The 17,070-nt window shown below is 64.5% G+C and carries 17 protein-coding genes and 1 riboswitch; of the genes, 13 read left to right on the top strand and 4 right to left on the bottom strand.

All coding sequences use genetic code 11. The features are described 5' to 3' along the window. Window positions 1–141: 141 nt before the first annotated feature. The 4 genes from QX126_RS31845 to QX126_RS31830 are packed head-to-tail and all read left to right on the top strand — an operon-like array spanning window position 142 to window position 3,487. On the top strand, window positions 142–1,059 hold the full coding sequence (locus QX126_RS31845; protein ID WP_315740534.1) for a branched-chain amino acid ABC transporter permease: 918 nt from the start codon (window positions 142–144) through the stop codon (window positions 1,057–1,059). Continuing rightward, on the top strand, window positions 1,056–2,003 hold the full coding sequence (locus QX126_RS31840; protein ID WP_315786362.1) for a branched-chain amino acid ABC transporter permease: 948 nt from the start codon (window positions 1,056–1,058) through the stop codon (window positions 2,001–2,003). The genes QX126_RS31845 and QX126_RS31840 overlap by 4 nt, the downstream gene beginning before the upstream one ends. Next, complete coding sequence (locus tag QX126_RS31835; protein WP_315740532.1) at window positions 1,996–2,766, top strand: ABC transporter ATP-binding protein; 771 nt, start codon at window positions 1,996–1,998, stop codon at window positions 2,764–2,766. The genes QX126_RS31840 and QX126_RS31835 overlap by 8 nt, the downstream gene beginning before the upstream one ends. 16 nt (window positions 2,767–2,782) lie before the next feature. After that, the gene (locus QX126_RS31830; protein ID WP_315740627.1) at window positions 2,783–3,487 is read left to right on the top strand and encodes an ABC transporter ATP-binding protein; all 705 of its coding nucleotides are present in this window, start codon (window positions 2,783–2,785) and stop codon (window positions 3,485–3,487) included. Between the two features lie 343 nt (window positions 3,488–3,830). Here the strand turns inward: QX126_RS31830 and QX126_RS31825 are convergent, their stop codons facing one another. After that, window positions 3,831–4,166: a hypothetical protein gene (locus QX126_RS31825; RefSeq protein WP_315740531.1), complete on the bottom strand. Its 336-nt coding sequence runs from the start codon at window positions 4,164–4,166 to the stop codon at window positions 3,831–3,833. Window positions 4,167–4,386: 220 nt separating this feature from the next. Further along, window positions 4,387–4,488: riboswitch (guanidine-I (ykkC/yxkD leader) on the top strand. A 74-nt stretch (window positions 4,489–4,562) separates the two neighbouring features. On the opposite strand from QX126_RS31825, the gene QX126_RS31820 reads away from it, so the two are divergent. The 5 genes from QX126_RS31820 (at window position 4,563) to QX126_RS31800 (ending at window position 9,125) form a co-directional block, all read left to right on the top strand. After that, window positions 4,563–5,633, top strand: coding sequence for a putative urea ABC transporter substrate-binding protein (locus tag QX126_RS31820; protein WP_315786360.1), 1,071 nt, complete (start codon window positions 4,563–4,565; stop codon window positions 5,631–5,633). Window positions 5,634–5,784: 151 nt separating this feature from the next. Continuing rightward, the gene (locus tag QX126_RS31815) at window positions 5,785–6,606 is read left to right on the top strand and encodes an ABC transporter permease (RefSeq protein WP_315740529.1); all 822 of its coding nucleotides are present in this window, start codon (window positions 5,785–5,787) and stop codon (window positions 6,604–6,606) included. After that, entirely contained in the window at window positions 6,606–7,379 is a 774-nt protein-coding gene (locus QX126_RS31810; protein ID WP_315740528.1) for an ABC transporter ATP-binding protein, read from the top strand. Before QX126_RS31815 ends, QX126_RS31810 begins: the two co-directional genes overlap by 1 nt. Before the next feature lie 40 nt (window positions 7,380–7,419). Further along, a complete protein-coding gene (locus QX126_RS31805; protein WP_315786357.1) occupies window positions 7,420–8,625 on the top strand; it encodes an agmatinase family protein in 1,206 nt (401 codons plus the stop codon). A 131-nt stretch (window positions 8,626–8,756) separates the two neighbouring features. Then, complete coding sequence (locus QX126_RS31800) at window positions 8,757–9,125, top strand: hypothetical protein (RefSeq protein WP_315786399.1); 369 nt, start codon at window positions 8,757–8,759, stop codon at window positions 9,123–9,125. A gap of 12 nt (window positions 9,126–9,137) precedes the next feature. Here QX126_RS31800 and QX126_RS31795 read toward each other — a convergent pair whose 3' ends face one another. The 3 genes from QX126_RS31795 to QX126_RS31785 all read right to left on the bottom strand — a co-directional run bounded on the left by QX126_RS31795 (window position 9,138) and on the right by QX126_RS31785 (window position 10,803). Then, window positions 9,138–9,392 carry a hypothetical protein gene (locus QX126_RS31795; RefSeq protein ID WP_315786355.1) on the bottom strand — a complete coding sequence of 85 codons (255 nt, stop codon included), beginning with the start codon at window positions 9,390–9,392 and terminating at the stop codon, window positions 9,138–9,140. A gap of 4 nt (window positions 9,393–9,396) precedes the next feature. Beyond that, window positions 9,397–9,750 (bottom strand): PilZ domain-containing protein, encoded by a 354-nt coding sequence (locus QX126_RS31790; protein ID WP_315786352.1) that lies wholly within the window; start codon window positions 9,748–9,750, stop codon window positions 9,397–9,399. Between the two features lie 132 nt (window positions 9,751–9,882). Further along, the gene (locus QX126_RS31785) at window positions 9,883–10,803 is read right to left on the bottom strand and encodes a helix-turn-helix transcriptional regulator (RefSeq protein ID WP_315786350.1); all 921 of its coding nucleotides are present in this window, start codon (window positions 10,801–10,803) and stop codon (window positions 9,883–9,885) included. A 109-nt stretch (window positions 10,804–10,912) separates the two neighbouring features. Between QX126_RS31785 and QX126_RS31780 the strand changes: the two genes are divergently transcribed. From QX126_RS31780 to boxB, 4 genes are all read left to right on the top strand, one after another. Continuing rightward, a complete protein-coding gene (locus tag QX126_RS31780; protein ID WP_315786349.1) occupies window positions 10,913–12,448 on the top strand; it encodes a benzoate-CoA ligase family protein in 1,536 nt (511 codons plus the stop codon). A 339-nt stretch (window positions 12,449–12,787) separates the two neighbouring features. Next, on the top strand, window positions 12,788–13,591 hold the full coding sequence (locus QX126_RS31775) for an alpha/beta hydrolase (RefSeq protein ID WP_315786347.1): 804 nt from the start codon (window positions 12,788–12,790) through the stop codon (window positions 13,589–13,591). A gap of 95 nt (window positions 13,592–13,686) precedes the next feature. Next, window positions 13,687–15,375, top strand: a complete 1,689-nt coding sequence (boxC, locus tag QX126_RS31770) for a 2,3-epoxybenzoyl-CoA dihydrolase (RefSeq protein WP_315786344.1) — start codon at window positions 13,687–13,689, stop codon at window positions 15,373–15,375. Window positions 15,376–15,489: 114 nt separating this feature from the next. Next, a complete protein-coding gene (gene boxB / locus QX126_RS31765; protein WP_315786341.1) occupies window positions 15,490–16,941 on the top strand; it encodes a benzoyl-CoA 2,3-epoxidase subunit BoxB in 1,452 nt (483 codons plus the stop codon). The last annotated feature ends 129 nt before the right edge of the window (window positions 16,942–17,070 follow it).

The following is a 17,070-nucleotide window of genomic DNA, read 5'->3' as shown; positions in this document are numbered from 1 at the left end:
AAAGAATTCCGAGCCAGGGGACGAAACAGGCCTGGAATTTGCTTGAAGCTTAAAACATCTCCGGCCTAAGATCGGGATGGACATGGCGGCAGCGCCTGGAACGGGTTCTGCCGCCGTCTTTTTGAGCGTGAAGTGAGGGGCATGCTTCTCGTCGTCGAACAATTCCTGAACGGGCTGCAGTTCGGACTGCTGCTGTTCCTGCTGGCCGCCGGCCTGACGCTGGTGTTCGGCATCATGGACCTCGTCAACCTCGCCCACGGCTCGCTCTACATGATGGGCGCCTATTTCGCGGCGACCTTCGTGGCCTGGACCGGCAGCTTCGTGCTCGGCGCGGTCATGGCGCTCGGTGCCACGCTTCTGCTCGGCATCGTGCTCGAATTCACGGCACTACGCCATCTCTATGGGCGCGACCATCTCGACCACGTGCTCGCGACGTTCGGCCTGATCCTGTTCTTCAACGAGGCCGTCCGGCTGATCTGGGGCCCGGCGGGACTGGCGCTGCCGCTGCCGTCCTGGCTCGCCTTCCCGGTCACGATCCTGCCCGGCATCCAATATCCGGCCTATCGGCTTGCGATCATCGTCGTGGCGTTGCTGGTGGCGCTTCTGCTCTATCTCGGCGTGATGAGGACGCGGATCGGCATGCTGATCCGCGCAGGCGCCTCCAACCGCGAGATGATCGGCGCGCTCGGCATCAACATCAAGCTGCTCTACACGTTGGTGTTCGGCCTCGGCGCCGCGCTCGCCGGCCTCGCCGGGCTCATGCAGGCGCCGATCCTCACGGTGCAGATCGGCATGGGCGAGAACATCCTGATTCTCGCCTTCGTGGTGATCGTGATCGGCGGCATCGGCTCGATCCGCGGCGCCTTCATCGCGGCGATCATGATCGGCCTGATCGATACCATGGGCCGCGCCTTTCTGCCCAATCTGCTGCGCCAGGTCCTGAACTCGGCCGCGGCCTCCACTGCGGCGCCGGCGATGTCGTCGATGCTGATCTATCTCCTGATGGCGATCGTGCTGGTGGCGCGGCCTGAAGGTCTGTTTCCGGCCAACCGCAGATGAAGTCCTCGCTCAACGTTTCGACCATCGTGGCCATCATTGTCGTGGCCGGCCTGGTGCTGCTGCCGGTCTATTCGAACCTCTCCGGCAATATCTTCATCCTTACGCTGTTCACCCGCATCGTGATCCTGGCGCTGGCGGCCGTCAGCCTCAACCTGATCATGGGCTATGGCGGCATGATGAGCTTCGGCCATGCCGCCTATCTCGGCATCGGCGGCTACGCCGTCGGCATCCTGGCGCAGGAGGGCATCGGCTCCGGTTATGCACAGTTCGCGGTCGCCATCGCGGTTTCGGCGCTCTACGCGCTGGTCATCGGCGCGCTCTCCTTGCGTACCCGCGGCGTCTATTTCATCATGATCACGCTGGCCTTTGCGCAGATGGCCTACTACGTCGCGTCCGGCCTCGCCCGTTACGGCGGGGATGACGGGCTCACCGTCTACAAGCGTAGCGATTTCGGTGGCCTCATCAATCTCGGCAACCGCGTGCAGTTCTATTATCTCTGCCTGTTCTGCCTGCTCGCCGTCGTCGTGCTGGTCTGGCGCATCGTCAATTCGCGCTTTGGTCTCGTGCTGCAGGGCCTGCGTTCCAACGAGCAGCGCATGCAGGCGATCGGCTTCCCGTCGAAGCGCTACAAGCTGGCCTGCTTCGTCATCGCCGGCATGCTGTGCGGGCTGTCCGGCGCGCTGCTCGCCAACAACACCGATTTCGTCAGCCCTGCCGTGATGTACTGGACCCGCTCCGGCGACCTCATGGTGATGGTCATCCTCGGCGGCATGGGCACCCTGATGGGGCCAGTCGTCGGCTCGGTGGTGTTCCTGGTGCTGGAAGAGGTGCTGTCGCAGATCACCGAATATTGGGCGCTGATCATGGGGCCGCTGCTGCTCCTGATCGTGCTGTTCGGCCGCGGCGGCATCATGGGCATGCTCGGGAGGTTGAACCGTGGCTGAACCTCTGCTTCGCGTCGACAATCTCGTGCGCCGGTTCGGCGGCATCGTCGCGACTGATCACGTCTGTCTCGACGTTGCCAAGGGCGAGATCCACGCCATCATCGGGCCGAACGGCGCCGGCAAGACCACGCTGATCAGCCAGCTCACCGGCCACCTGGCGCCGCATGCGGGTCGCATTTTCTTAGGGGGCCGCGACATCTCGCATTTCCCCGCCTATAAGCGCAGCGCGCTGGGGCTGGCGCGTTCGTTCCAGATCACCTCGCTGCTGACGGACTTCACCGCAGCCGACAATGTCGCGCTTGCGGCGCAAGCCCATGACGGCAAGCACTCGTTCCGTTTCTTCGCCGCCGCGCGCAAGGACAAGCCGCTGCGTGCCGCCGCGCACGCCGCGCTGGAGCGCGTCGGTCTCGGCCATCGCGCCGATGTGCTGGTGTCGAAGCTAAGCCATGGCGAGCAGCGCGAGCTGGAGCTCGCGGTCGCGCTCGCGACCAAGCCGCAGCTCCTGCTGCTCGACGAGCCGATGGCCGGCCTGGGGGTGACCGAGTCGCAGCGCATGGTGAAGCTGCTGAACGAGCTGCGCAAGGAAGTGTCGATCGTGCTGGTCGAGCATGACATGGAGGCGGTGTTCGCGCTCGCCGACCGCATCTCGGTCCTCGTCTATGGTCGCATCATCGCCTCGGGCAAGCCGGACGAGATCCGGCAGAACGAGGAGGTCAAGCGCGCCTATCTCGGCGATCAGCACGTGGTGGTCGGCCATGGTTGATCTGGGGACAAGCGCCATGCTGCTCGAGGTCGACGGCATCGAGACCTGTTACGGCCTGAGCCAGGTCCTGTTCGGCCTGTCGTTGGCGATCCGTCCCGGCGAGATGGTCTCGCTGATGGGCCGCAACGGCATGGGCAAGACCACCACGATCCGCTCGATCATGGGTCTCACCCAGGCGCGCGCCGGCCTGATCCGCTTCAGCGGTCAGGAGACACGAAAGCTGCCGTCCTACAGGATCGCTCAGCTCGGCATCGGCCTGGTGCCGGAGGGACGGCAGATCTTTCCGAATCTGACCGTCACCGAGAATCTCGTGGCGGCCTCGACCAACCGGCTCGGCGCGTCCGATCCCTGGACGCTCGACAAGATCCACGCGCTGTTTCCGCGGCTCGCCGAACGCGGCAGCAACATGGGCAACCAGCTCTCCGGCGGCGAGCAGCAGATGCTGGCGATCGGCCGCGCCCTGATGACCAACCCGAAACTCCTCATTCTCGACGAGGCGACCGAGGGTCTGGCGCCGTTGATCCGAGAGGAGATCTGGAACTGCCTGTCGCTGCTGAAATCGCGCGGGCAGTCGATCCTGGTGATCGACAAGAATGTCGGACATCTGACCCGCATCTGCGACCGCCACTACATCATCGAGCGTGGCCGCACCGTGTGGCACGGCACGTCGGAGCAACTGATGGCCGAGCCGGAGCTGCAGCACCGCTATCTGGGTATTTGAGGGCGGCGCGCTGCCGGCTATTCCGACGTGGATGCGGATTGACTCAAATCAAGATCGCGTCGGGCGTTGGGCGTAGATTTTGATTGCTGCCCCGACATGCGCTGATTTTTCGCCTTGAGGCGCGGCTTGGACGGGATTATTTTTCCAGGGTAGTAGTTTGTTTTTCCTTTTATCAGAGGTTGAACAAATGCGTGCACCTCGTATTCGAATCGAATCACCACAGAAGGCCGTGGCCGGCCTGCGCGGCTTCTGGTCTGTTCATTCTGACCTTGAGACGGGGCTGTGTCTCGCCTTCATGCTGATCGTCGGAATCATCGTGAAAATGACGCCGCCACTCTAGACCTCAGCGATGGAACGGGATGTACTTCTGGTACTCCTTCGGCACCCGGCTGCGATAGCGTGACGGCACCGTGCCGCTGCGCAGGGAGTCCTCGACTTCCTTGCGCGTGCTGGTCCTCGTCCGCGTCTTCTTCGGCGCGGTCGCCTCGCTGGCCGGCTTGGCGTCGCCGGGTTTCTCGGCCGAGGCGGCTGGTGCGGGAGTGGCTGTCGGCGTGGGGCTTGCGGCGGGAGCAGGTTGCGCCGGCGCATCGGGAGCGGGCGCGCTCTGCGCGAAGGCTGCATCGGCGGCGAGGCTGAGAGCCAGAATGGTTGCCAATGCGATCCCGGAAGACCTGATCATATCAACGAGACTCCAAATCACTGCGACTGACGTGCCTGCCTGATGATGTCGCCCCCGTGCACCGGACGGTTCATGCGGTCGTTGCATGACCGGCGTCGGCTGACGTGCCACCTCGCCCAAGAAGAATTCTGAGTGCCGAATTTTTGAGCACAGCGTGCCGCCGGTTCCATTGAATCGCAAGCATTTTTCCCTGGCACGCGGATTGCTCCTCTCGTTGCTCAGAGTTGGCAGCTAGGGTTCCGGTTCTCCATCGAGAATGCTGGTCCGAGAGCAGCCGCCAGGGGAGAGCCCTGGTGCACGGCGGGATAAAAACCCGGGAGACCTCAGTGGCCGCGCTTGGCAGGCACGAGGTTCTTCATGCCAGTCCGCGGTCAGAAAACCGATGAGGGACTGGACATGGCAAAAGCGCGAAATCTGTTTGTTGCACTGCTCGCTGCATCGACGCTGGCGACCGCATCGCTGTCGCCCGCGTCAGCTGAGAAGAAGAAGGAATTCAATATCGCCTGGACGATCTATGTCGGCTGGATGCCGTGGCCGTATGCGGCCGAGTCCGGCATCGTCAAGAAATGGGCCGACAAATACGGCATCTCGATCAAGGTCACCCAGATCAACGACTACGTCGAGTCGATCAACCAGTACACCGCCGGCAAGTTCGACGGCGTCACCGTCACCAACATGGATGCGCTGACCATCCCCGCCGCCGGCGGCGTCGACACGTCGGCCATCATCATGGGCGACTATTCCAACGGCAATGACGGCGTCGTGCTGAAGAAAGGCAAGACGCTGGCCGACATCAAGGGCCAGAAGGTCAACCTCGTCGAGCTCTCGGTGTCGCACTATCTGCTGGCGCGCGGCCTCGAGACCGTGAAGCTGTCCGAGAAGAACATCAAGACCGTCAACACCTCCGACGCCGACATCGTCGCCGCTGCGAAGTCGCCCGACACCACCGCGGTCGTGACCTGGAATCCGCAACTCCTGGAGGTGAAGGCCGAGCCGGGCGCGACGCTGGTGTTCGACTCCAGCAAGATCCCCGGCGAAATCGAGGATCTCCTGGTCGTCAACAGCGCGACGCTCAAGGACAATCCCGAGCTCGGCAAGGCGCTGGTCGGCATCTGGTACGAGACCATCGCGCTGATGAAGGAACAGAGCGAGAAGGGCAAGGCCGCGCGCGAGGCGATGGCCAAGCTGTCGGGCACCGATCTCGCCGGTTTCGAGACCCAGCTCAAGACCACGTTCATGTACTATGAGCCGAAGGACGCGCTCGCCTTCATGACCGGACCAGAGCTGCCGAAGATCATGGATCTCGTGCGCACCTTCTGCTTCGATCACAATCTGCTTGGCGAGAAGGTGAAGTCGAAGGACGCGGTCGGCATCTCCACGCCAACGAAGGCGCTGGGCTCGGCCAGCAACGTGAAGCTGCGCTTCGATCCGACCTTCATGAAGATGGCGGCCGAAGGGAAGCTCTGACCGTGTTCCCGCCGGGCAACCAGTGTCTCCCCTCATCCTGAGGAGCTTGCGCGAGCGCAAGCGTCTCGAAGAATGACGCCCGGATCGGGGCCTCATGGTTCGAGACGGCGCTGGCGCGCCTCCTTTCAATGAGGAATGACGGAGTCTGTCGATGCCGCGTGCCATGAACGTCGTTCCGAACCGGGGCAGCCGGCTGTTGCTGGCCCTGTTGCCGTTCCTGCTGATCGCGCTGATCTACGTGGTCGGGTCGGCGCAGCGGCGCGCGGACAATCCCGACGACAAGCTGCTGCCGCCGGTCTCCGAGATGGTCGCGACCTCCAAGCGGCTCGCGACCGAGCCTGATCGCCGCTCCGGCGACTACGTGCTGTGGTCCGACACGGCGGCGAGCCTGCAGCGCCTCGCGCTCGGGCTCGGCATCGCGGCGGTGATCGGGCTCGTGCTCGGACTCGCCATCGGATTGCTGCCGGTGGCCGGCGCCGGCTTCGGCACGCTGGTCGCGGTGCTGTCGATGATCCCGCCGATGGCGGTGCTGCCGGTTCTGTTCATCGTGTTCGGTCTCGGCGAATTGTCCAAGGTGGTGCTGATCGTCATCGGCGTCACGCCGACGCTGGTGCGCGATCTCTCACTCGAGGTGCAGGCCATGCCGCGCGAGCAGCTGATCAAGGCGCAAACGCTCGGCGGCTCGACCTGGCAGGTCGCGATCCGTGTCGTGCTGCCGCAGATCATGCCGCGCCTGATCAAGTGCCTGCGGCTGATGATCGGCCCGGCGTTCCTGTTCCTGATCTCGGCGGAGGCCATCGCCTCCGACGTCGGGCTCGGCTACCGCATCTTCCTGGTCAGGCGCTATCTGTCGATGGACGTGATCTTGCCCTATGTCGTCTGGATCACGCTGCTCGCCTATCTGTTCGACCTGGCCTTGGTGTGGATCGGCCGGCGCGCGTTCCCCTGGGCATATGACGGCGGAGCGCGCTGATGAGCACGCTGTCGTTCCGGAATGTCTGGGTCGAATACGGCAACCAGGTGGTGCTCGAACGCATCAATCTCGAGATCGCCTCCGGTACGTTCCTGTCGATCGTCGGTCCTTCCGGCGCGGGCAAGAGCACCTTTCTGCGTCTGATCCTCGGCCAGGAGAAGCCGACGCAAGGCGCCGTGCTGCTCGACGGCCAGCCTTTCCCGGCCGAGCCGGGGCCGGACCGCGGCATCGTGTTCCAGCGCTACTCGGTGTTTCCGCATCTGACCGTGCTCGGCAACGTGCTGCTCGGCTATGAGCTCGCCGCCTGCCCGTTCACGGCGCGGCTGTTCGGGTCGGCGCGCAAGGAGGCGATGGAGAAAAGCCTCGCGCTGATCGAGGCCGTCGGCCTGGCCGAGCATCGCGACAAATATCCAAGCGCATTGTCCGGCGGCATGCAGCAGCGCCTGGCGATTGCGCAGGCACTGGCGAAGCAGCCGCGCGTGCTGCTGCTCGATGAGCCCTTCGGCGCGCTCGATCCCGGCACCCGCGCCCAGATGCATTCGCTGATCAAGCCGCTGTGGCGCGAGCACAACATGACCATCGTGATGGTCACCCACGACATCAAGGAGGCGTTCGGCCTCGCCACGCGGCTGATCGCACTCGACCGGCCGCGCAAGGATCCGCAGGCGCCGGAGCGGTTCGGCGCGCGCATCACCTACGACCTCGATCTCACCCGCGACAGCGCCGTGCCCGTGCTCGGCTTCATCCGCGCCAGCGTGCAGGCGGCGCAATAGTCAGTTCAAGAAACGTCGAAAGAAACGAAGGAGAGTCTTCATGTCATTCCCATCCATGCGCAGGTCACGCCGTGCCGGCTTGCAGCCGCAGCGCCAGAGCATGCGCCGCCACCATCCGGACTTCGACAAGATGGCCACCCAAGGCTGGCAGGCGCTGGAGGCCGAGGGCAAATTGCCAAGCAACGGCTGGCGCAAGGAGCGGCAATGGGCGCTCGACATGGGTCTGCCCGGCGCCGACAGCCTGACCGATCGCGAGATCCCGACCTTTGCGCGCGGCGAGCTGCCGCATTTCGCCGGGATCAACACCTTCATGAAGGCGCCGTATGTCGAGAACGTCCGTGACGTCGCCAAATACGACGCCGCCGTGATCGGCATTCCCTTCGATTCCGGCACCACCTATCGCCCCGGCACCCGCTTCGGGCCGCAGGGCATCCGCCGCATCTCCGCGCTCTACACGCCCTACAACTACGAGCTCGGGGTCGACCTGCGCGAGCAGATGACCCTGTGCGATGCCGGCGACGTCTTCACCATTCCCGCCAACCTCGAAAAGAGCTTCGACCAGATCAGCCGCGGCGTCGCGCATGTGTTCTCGTCCGGAGCGCTGCCGATCATGCTCGGCGGCGACCATTCGATCGGCTTCCCCTGCGTGCGCGGCATCGCTGAGTGTACCGACAAGCGCATCGGCATCATTCATTTCGACCGCCACATCGACATCCAGGAGAAGGATCTCGACGAGCGCATGCACACCACGCCCTGGTACTGGGCGACCAATTTGCCGAACGTGTCGCCGACCAACCTGGTGCAGCTCGGCATCGGCGGCTGGCAGGTGCCGCGCGAGGGTGTCGAGGTCGCGCGCAAGCGCAACACCAACGTCCTCACCATCGCGGACATCGAGAAGATCGGCCTGGAGAAGACGGCGGAGATCGCGCTCGAGCTGGCCTGGAAGGATGCCGACGCGGTCTACATCTCGTTCGACGTCGACTCCATCGATTGCGGCTTCGTGCCCGGCACCGGTTGGCCCGAGCCCGGCGGCTTCCTGCCGCGCGAGGCGCTCAAGCTGCTCGGCCTCGTCGCCGCCGAGGGCCTATGCGGCCTCGAAGTGGTCGAGGTCTCGCCGCCCTATGACACCTCGGACATCACCGCGCTGATCGGCGTCCGCGTCGTCGTCGAGGCGCTGGGCTCGATGGTCGCCCATGGCAAGCTCGGCAGCCACAAGTCCATCATCAACAAGCCGGTCAGCTATTGAGGCCTGCGATGCGACATCACCACCACCACGGCGATCACCACCACGATCATGGCCATCCGCATGATCACGACCATCATCATGACCATCCGCCGCACGGCCCCGGGCACAACCATGCGCACGGGCGCGCACCGGTGCAGTGGCAGACGCCGCACCAGCCGGAGGGCGCCAAGCCGGTCGCGGTGACCGAGCCCGACCTCGACAAGGTCGAGGCCGCCTTCGTCGACGGCTTCATCGCCGCCCCCGATCCGACCAGCTTCCTGCGGCTGGCGCGCATCCCGTTCGAGATCCTGCGCGATGGCGCCAGCCTCAAGCTGCTGCGGGTGGAGATCGACGCGCTGACCGATGTCGGCAGCCTGACGCCGCATCTCGGCGGCGGCACCTTCCGCTACGATCCGCTGCCGTCGAACTTCATCTCACGCCGCCGCCGCCTCCGCTTCATCTATTTCGACGGCGCCGGCCTGTTGCCGCTGACCTATGCGGAGCTGCGGGAGATCGAGTGACCAGCTCAGAACTCAAGGCAGCGGCGTTCGCTTGAGCGCCGCCGCAAGCGCCTCGAAGCGACCGGCGACTTCCGGCAGCACGAATGCGCGCACGGTCGAGGCCGCCGCGACGCCGATCACCAGCACGATGACATATTGAGCGGCGAGCAGCAGCGTGACGCGCCGGAGCCAGTGCGATCGCGGGCGCTCGGCGGTGCGCGCCGCGACCGGCGGCGGCGCATCGGAGGCGATCAGCCAGTCGTCGTGCTCTTGCGAGGATTCGGACATTTGCTCAGTGCCCCGAGAGCAATTGCTCGAGGCGCGATTTGAGCTGCCTGTTGGCGCGCTCCTGCAGGCGCAAGGCGCGCGCCGTTTCGAGATCGATCACCTCGCCATCGTCGTGATGGAAGGCGAGGCCGGCGCCCGCGCCGTCGCGCCACACCATCTGCGCCGGTCGTGACCATCCGCGCCGTTCGATGCTGATCTCGACACGGTCCGGCAGCAGCACGCTGCCCTCGAGCTCGACCTTGACGCCGCGGTGGTTGAAATTGCGCACGACGCAGGCCAGCGTCGAGCAGCCTGAATTGAAGGTCAGCACGCCGCCATAGTAGACGCGCTGGCGAACTTCACGACGACGATTTTGCATCCCACGTCCTCCAGTGACTTAACGATTGATTAAGCAATCGGAGGGTGTGTGGCGAGTCTCGCCGGTATTGAAATGTGGGTGGTGGTTAATGCGTACCGGACGCTTGCGGCGCGATCGAAGTCGCAGGACGTCTCACGCCCGCGCGAACATCCGGGCGTCGCCCGTCAGCACCGGCTGCACGGCATCGCTCAGCCGCACAGCGGCTGCCTCGACCGACAGCCCCGCCGTATCGACCACCGCATTGGCCCTTGCGTACAGCGGCTCGCGGCTCGCCAGGATGTTGCGCAGCTCGGCCATCGCCGAGCGGTCGTCGGCCATCGGGCGCAGGTCACCTTGTTTGCGCACACGCCCCATGTGCTCCTCCGGCTCGGCCTTGAGCCAGATGGTGTAGAACGAGGTCAGGATCAGGTCGAAGGTGACCGGCTCGGAGACGATGCCGCCGCCGGTCGCCAGCACCATCGGCTCCTTGCGCGCGAGCAGTTGCACCAGGGCGGCCTGCTCCATCCGGCGAAAGCCTTCCTGGCCGTAGAGCGCGATGATCTCGGCAACCGAAAGCCCGTTCTGCCGCTCGATCTCCTTGTTCAGCTCGACGAAGCTCCAGCCGATCCGCTCCGCCAGCATCTTGCCCAGCGTCGACTTGCCGGCGCCGCGCAGGCCGATCAGCGCAATGCCTGAGAACGAACGCCGCAATGGCGCCGATGCGCTGCCGGCAAGCAGCTCCTTGACCTCCGCGATCTGGCTCGGGCTCGCTTTCTTCAGGAGATCGCGAATGACCGGCCAGTCCGGCGATGGCTCGCCGCTGGGGATGATGTCGTCGAGCGGCGCGTTGATCGCATTGGCGATCCGGCGCAGCAGCACGATCGAGACATTGCCTTTGCCGCTCTCGAGCTGGGCGATGTAGCGCTCGGAAATCCCGGAGACCTCGGCCAGCACCTTGCGAGACATGCCGGCGAGGCCGCGCATCCGCCGCACCCGCTGGCCCAGCTGGTCGAGGAAATCGGTCTCGGCCGCGCACTGGCCGTCGTCACGCGGGGCATCGCTGTGTGGCGTCATATCCCTGAGGTACTCTTTTGACCAGGAAACATAATGCCGGGAAGGATTGACAGCAAGCGATGTTGGTGGCCTTGTATGAACTATAATTCAAAAATCCGGGGAGAATGCCGTGAAGTCGTACAATGCGGTATCGTGGTTGCTTGACCGCAATGTCGAGGCGGGCCGCGGCGACAAGCTCGCCTATACGGACACGGTCTCGGAGCTGACCTATCGCGGTCTGCAACAGCAGACCTGCCGCGTCGCCAACATGCTGCGCCGCCTTGGCGTCCGCCGCGAGGAGCGCGTGGCGATGATCATGCTCGACACGGTGGATTTCCCCGCGGTGTTTCTCGGCGCGATGCGCGCCGGCATCGTCCCGGTGCCGCTCAACACGCTGCTGACGTCAGAGCAATACGCCTATGTGCTCGCGGACTGCCGCGCCCGCGTGCTGTTCGTCTCCGAGCCGCTGTACCCGGTGGTGAAGGACATCGTCGGGCGAATGCCCGATCTCGACTGTGTTGTTGTCTCCGGCAGCAAGGCGTTCGGCCACAAGCTGCTGTCCGAGGAGCTCGCGCGCGAGAGCGATCAGTTCGACACGGTCGCGACCCATGAGGATGAGCCGGCGTTCTGGCTGTATTCATCCGGTTCGACCGGCATGCCCAAGGGCGTGCGCCATCTGCATGGCAATCTCGCCGCGACCGCCGACACCTATGCCAGCCAAGTGCTCGGCATCCGCGAGAGCGATGTCTGTCTGTCAGCCGCAAAGCTGTTCTTCGCCTATGGCCTCGGCAATGCGCTGACCTTCCCGCTGTCGGTCGGCGCAACCACGATCCTCAACTCCGAGCGCCCGACGCCGGCGCTGATGTTCAAGCTCCTCAACCGCTACAATCCGACCATCTTCTACGGCGTGCCGACCTTGTTCGCCGCGATGCTGCACGATGAGTCGCTGCGCCATGAGAAGGCCGGCAGCGCTCTGCGCATCTGCACCTCGGCCGGGGAGGCGCTGCCGGAATCGGTCGGCAATGCCTGGAAGGCGCGGTTCGGCGTCGACATTCTCGATGGCGTCGGCTCGACCGAGCTGCTGCACATCTTCCTGTCCAACGTGCCCGGGGACATCAAATACGGCTCATCGGGGCGCCCTGTGCCGGGCTATCAGGTTCGTCTTGTCAACGAGGCCGGCCAGGACGTGCCGGACGGCGAGGTCGGCGAGATGCTGGTGCATGCACCGTCCGCCGGTGAGGGCTACTGGAATCAGCGCCACAAGACCCGCTCGACCTTCGAGGGCTATTGGACGCGAACCGGCGACAAATATGTCCGCGACGCCGATGGGCGCTACACCTTCTGCGGCCGCTCCGACGACATGTTCAAGGTCTCCGGCATCTGGGTGTCGCCGTTCGAGGTCGAGAGCGCCCTGATCACGCATCCCTCCGTGCTCGAAGCGGCCGTGGTGCCGGAAGCCGATCCGGAAGGCCTGTTGAAGCCCAAGGCCTATGTCGTGCTGCGCCCGAGCGTCGATCGCTCGACCCTGCACGAGGCACTGAAGGAACACGTCAAGCAGAAGATCGGCCCGTGGAAATATCCGCGCTGGATCGAGGTGGTGGACAGCCTGCCGAAAACCGCGACCGGCAAGATCCAGCGCTTCAAGCTGCGCGAGGGGGCACATTAGCTGTCATTGGCTGTCATTCCCGCGCGCGCCGCAGTCGCGAACCCGGAAGCTCGACGTGGGTGAGATCAAGCGACAGACAATCTCAAGATTCCGGATCGGCCCAGCTTCGCTGCGCCGTCCGGAATGACGGGGCCGGGATATGTGCATGGTGACGCAACTCATCGCCGCGAACTCCGCTCGGCTCTCTCCCCCCTTGTGGGGGAGAGGTGGAGAGGGGGGTGCCACGCGCGCCGGTGCGTGTGGCTTACCCCCCTCCCTAGCCCTCCCCCACAAGGGGGGAGGGAACGAGGGAGCGAGCTGCGGGAGCATTTTACATCACGTGCAGACGGAGCGGTCGCGATGGCGCTAGCTGCATCAGGCTTCCTCACCATCGACACCGCTCAACTCGAATATCGCCTGATCGGTCCACAGCCCTCCGACGCGCCATGCATCGTGCTGCTGCACGAAGGCCTCGGCTCGGTCGGCCTGTGGGGCGATTTTCCCGACAAGCTCCAACAAGCCACCGGCGCCTCCGTGTTCACCTATTCGCGCGCCGGCTACGGCGGCTCAAGCCCGGTGATGCTGCCGCGGCCGCTCGACTACATGCAACGCGAGGCCCGCGATGTGCTGCCGAAGCTGCTCGATCAGATCGGCTTTCAGCGCGGTCTCCTCGTCGGCCATTCCGACGGCGCCTCGATCGCGGCGATCTACGCCGGCGGCCGCGCCGATCATCGCCTCGACGGCATCGTGCTGATTGCGCCGCATGTCATCGTTGAGGACGTCTCGGTCTCCTCCATCGCCGCTATCAAGACCACTTACGAAACCACGGAGCTGCGCACCAAGCTCGGCCGCTGGCACAAGGACGTCGACAACGCGTTTTACGGCTGGAACGGCGCCTGGCTCGATCCGGCATTTCGGGCCTGGGACATCACCGGCGACCTCGCCTATATCCGCGTCCCCGTCGCGGTGATCCAGGGCGTCGACGACCAGTACGGCACCATCCGCCAGGTCGAGATCATCCAGGAGGAGTGCTACTGCCCGGTCGAGGTGACGATGCTGCCCAACACCGGCCATTCCCCGCATCGCGAGTCGCCTGACGCCACCTTGCGGGTCATTGCCGAGTTCGCGGCCGCGACCTTGCCGGCCCCGGCATCACGAACATGAAACAAAGTGCATGTTTCGGCTTTTTGTCGTAGACGTCAGCCGAAACATGAATTATTGTGCATCTCAACGATAAGCACTCCAACGAAGGGTGACTCATGGCCGGGGAAGACCGCGTGCTCGCGGGAGGCAAGACGTTCATCGATTTTCAGACCGATCCCTCTCGCTACAGGCATTGGAAGCTGTCGATCGACGGTGACGTGGCGACGCTCGCCATGGACGTCGACGAGAATGGCGGCCTGTTCGAGGGCTATCAGCTCAAGCTCAATTCCTATGATCTAGGTGTCGACATCGAGCTGGCGGACGCCGTGCAGCGGCTGCGCTTCGAACACCCCGAGGTGAAGGTGGTCGTGCTGCGCTCGGCCAAGCCGCGTGTGTTCTGCGCCGGCGCCAACATCCGCATGCTCGCGGGCGCCACCCATGCCCACAAGGTGAACTTCTGCAAGTTCACCAACGAGACCCGCAACGGCTTCGAGGATTCCAGCGAGAATTCCGGCCAGCGCTTCATTACCGTGGTGAACGGCACAGCGGCCGGCGGTGGCTATGAGCTCGCGCTCGCCACCGACCACATCATCCTCGCCGATGACGGATCGTCCTCGGTGTCGCTGCCGGAGGTTCCGCTGCTCGCCGTGCTGCCAGGCACCGGCGGCCTGACGCGCGTCGTCGACAAGCGCAAGGTGCGCCGCGATCGCGCCGATGCGTTCTGCACGACGGAAGAGGGGGTCAAGGGCAAGCGCGCCGTGCAGTGGCGGCTGGTCGATGAGATCGCGCCGAACTCCAAGGTCGATGCCAAGGTGGCCGAGCGCGCCAAGGAGTTCGCGGCCGCCTCCAAGCGCAACGGCAGCGGCAAGGGCGTTGCGCTCACGCCGCTCAAGCGCGTGATCGATGCGTCGAGCGTGCGCTACGGCTTCGTCAACGTCGACATCGATCGCGCCGCCCGCATCGCCACGATCACGATCTCGGCCCCCGAAGCCGCGCCGCCCGCCGACATCGACGGCATGATCGCGCAGGGCGCATCGTTCTGGCCGCTGCAGGTTGCGCGCGAGCTGGATGATGCCATCCTGCATCTGCGCATCAACGAGCTCGGCATCGCCATGCTGGTGTTCAAGTCGCATGGCGAGCGCGCCCAGGTGCTGGCCCATGACGCCTTCCTGGAGGCCAACAAGGCGCATTGGCTGGTCAACGAGATCCGTCACTATTGGAAGCGCGTTCTGAAGCGCATCGATGTCACGTCGCGGACGCTGGTGACCTTGGTTGAGCCCGGCTCCTGCTTTGCCGGCACACTCGCCGAGCTCGTGTTCGCCTCCGACCGCTCCTACATGCTGATCGGCACCATCCAGGGCGACAACCGTCCGGCGCCGGCGATCGAATTGTCGGCGATGAATTTCGGCCCCTATCCGATGAGTCACGGCCTGACGCGGCTGGAGTCGCGCTTCCTCGCGGATCCCAGCGATCTCGAGCGTGTCCGCGCGCAGACTGGCAAGCCGCTCGAGGCCGATGAGGCCGAGGAGCTGGGCCTCGTCACCTTCGCGCTCGACGACATCGACTGGGAGGACGAGATCCGCGTCTTCCTCGAGGAGCGCGCCAGCTTCTCGCCGGACAGCCTCACGGGTCTCGAAGCCAATCTGCGCTTCGCCGGCCCCGAGACGATGGAATCGAAGATCTTCGCCCGCCTCACCGCCTGGCAGAACTGGATCTTCCAGCGCCCCAACGCGGTCGGCGAGGAGGGCGCGCTCCGGCGCTACGGCACCGGCGAGCGGCCGCAATACGACATGACGCGAGTGTAAGGGGAGCGAATAGGGAGTGGCGAATAGCGAATAGGGAAGGATGTCTGGAACCCCTATTCGCTACTCGCCATTCGCTACTCGCCTCCAACAGATCAAAGCCCCCGGGAGGTCTCCATGAACATGAACATCATGAACGTCGATTACTCGACCAAGATTCCGAACAACGTGAATCTCGCCGAGGACCGCCAGGTCCTCAAGGCGCTGGAAGGCTGGCATCCCGGCTATGTCGACTGGTGGAATGACATGGGCCCCGAGGGCTTCCAGCAGTCGCTGGTTTATCTGCGCACGGCCTATTCGGTCGATCCGCGCGGCTGGGCCAAGTTCGACTACGTCAAGATGCCGGACTATCGCTGGGGCATTCTCCTTGCTCCGCAGGAAGAGGATCGCAAGATCCCGTTCGGCGAGCATTATGGCGAGCCGGCCTGGCAGGAGGTGCCCGGCGAATACCGCGCGCTGATGCGCCGCCTGATCGTGATCCAGGGCGACACCGAGCCGGCCTCGGTCGAGCAGCAGCGCCATCTCGGCAAGACCGCGCCGTCGCTCTACGACATGCGCAATCTGTTCCAGGTCAACGTCGAGGAGGGCCGTCACCTCTGGGCGATGGTCTATCTGCTGCAGAAATATTTCGGTCGCGACGGCCGCGAGGAGGCCGACGAGCTGCTGCGCCGCCGCTCGGGCGACGCGGATTCCCCGCGCATGCTCGGCGCCTTCAACGAGAAGACGCCGGATTGGCTGTCGTTCTTCATGTTCACCTACTTCACCGACCGCGACGGCAAGATGCAGCTGCACTCGCTCGCTCAGTCCGGCTTCGATCCGCTGTCGCGCACCTGCCGCTTCATGCTGACCGAGGAGGCGCATCACATGTTCGTCGGCGAGACCGGCGTCGGCCGCGTCATCCAGCGCACCGTCGAGGCGATGCGGGCCGCCAGGATAGATGATCCCACCGACATCGCCAAGGTCCGCGCGCTCGGCGTCATCGATCTGCCGACGATCCAGAAGAAGCTGAATCTGCACTACACGCTGTCGCTCGACCTGTTCGGCTCGGAGGTCTCGACCAACGCTGCGAACGCCTTCAATGCCGGCATCAAGGGCCGCTATCACGAGACCCAGATCCAGGACGATCACCAGCTCAAGAACGCGACCTATCCGGTGCTCAAGCTGGTCGACGGCGAGATCAAGCGGGTCGACGAGCCGGCGCTGACCGCGCTCAACATGCGCCTGCGCGACGACTACTCGCAGGACTGCGTCAAGGGCCTGTTGCGCTGGAACAAGATCATCAGCACGGCGGGCTACGACTTCCAGCTCAAGCTGCCGCATACCGCCTTCCACCGCGCCATCGGCGAGTTCAAGGACGTCCATGCGACGCCCGACGGCATCCTGATCGACGAGGGGACCTGGGCCAAGCGCAAGAGCGACTGGCTGCCCTCGACCGATGACGGCGCCTACATCTCCTCATTGATGAAGCCGGTCACCGAGATCGGCGAGTACGCGTCGTGGATCGCGCCCCCGAAGGTCGGCATCGACAACAAGCCGGGTGACTTCGAGTACGTGAAGATCGAGACTTGATGAGAGGCGAATAGCGAGTTGCGAGTAGCGAATAGGGGAAGTAGCCTATTCGCTATTCGCTATTCGCTATTCGCTATTCGCTATTCGCTATTCGCTATTCGCTATTCGCTATTCGCTATTCGCTATTCG

This window comes from Bradyrhizobium sp. SZCCHNPS1003, assembly GCF_032381555.1.
GTDB lineage: Bacteria > Pseudomonadota > Alphaproteobacteria > Rhizobiales > Xanthobacteraceae > Bradyrhizobium.
Note: the sequence above shows the minus strand (reverse complement) of the source record. Positions and strands in the feature narration are given on the sequence as shown.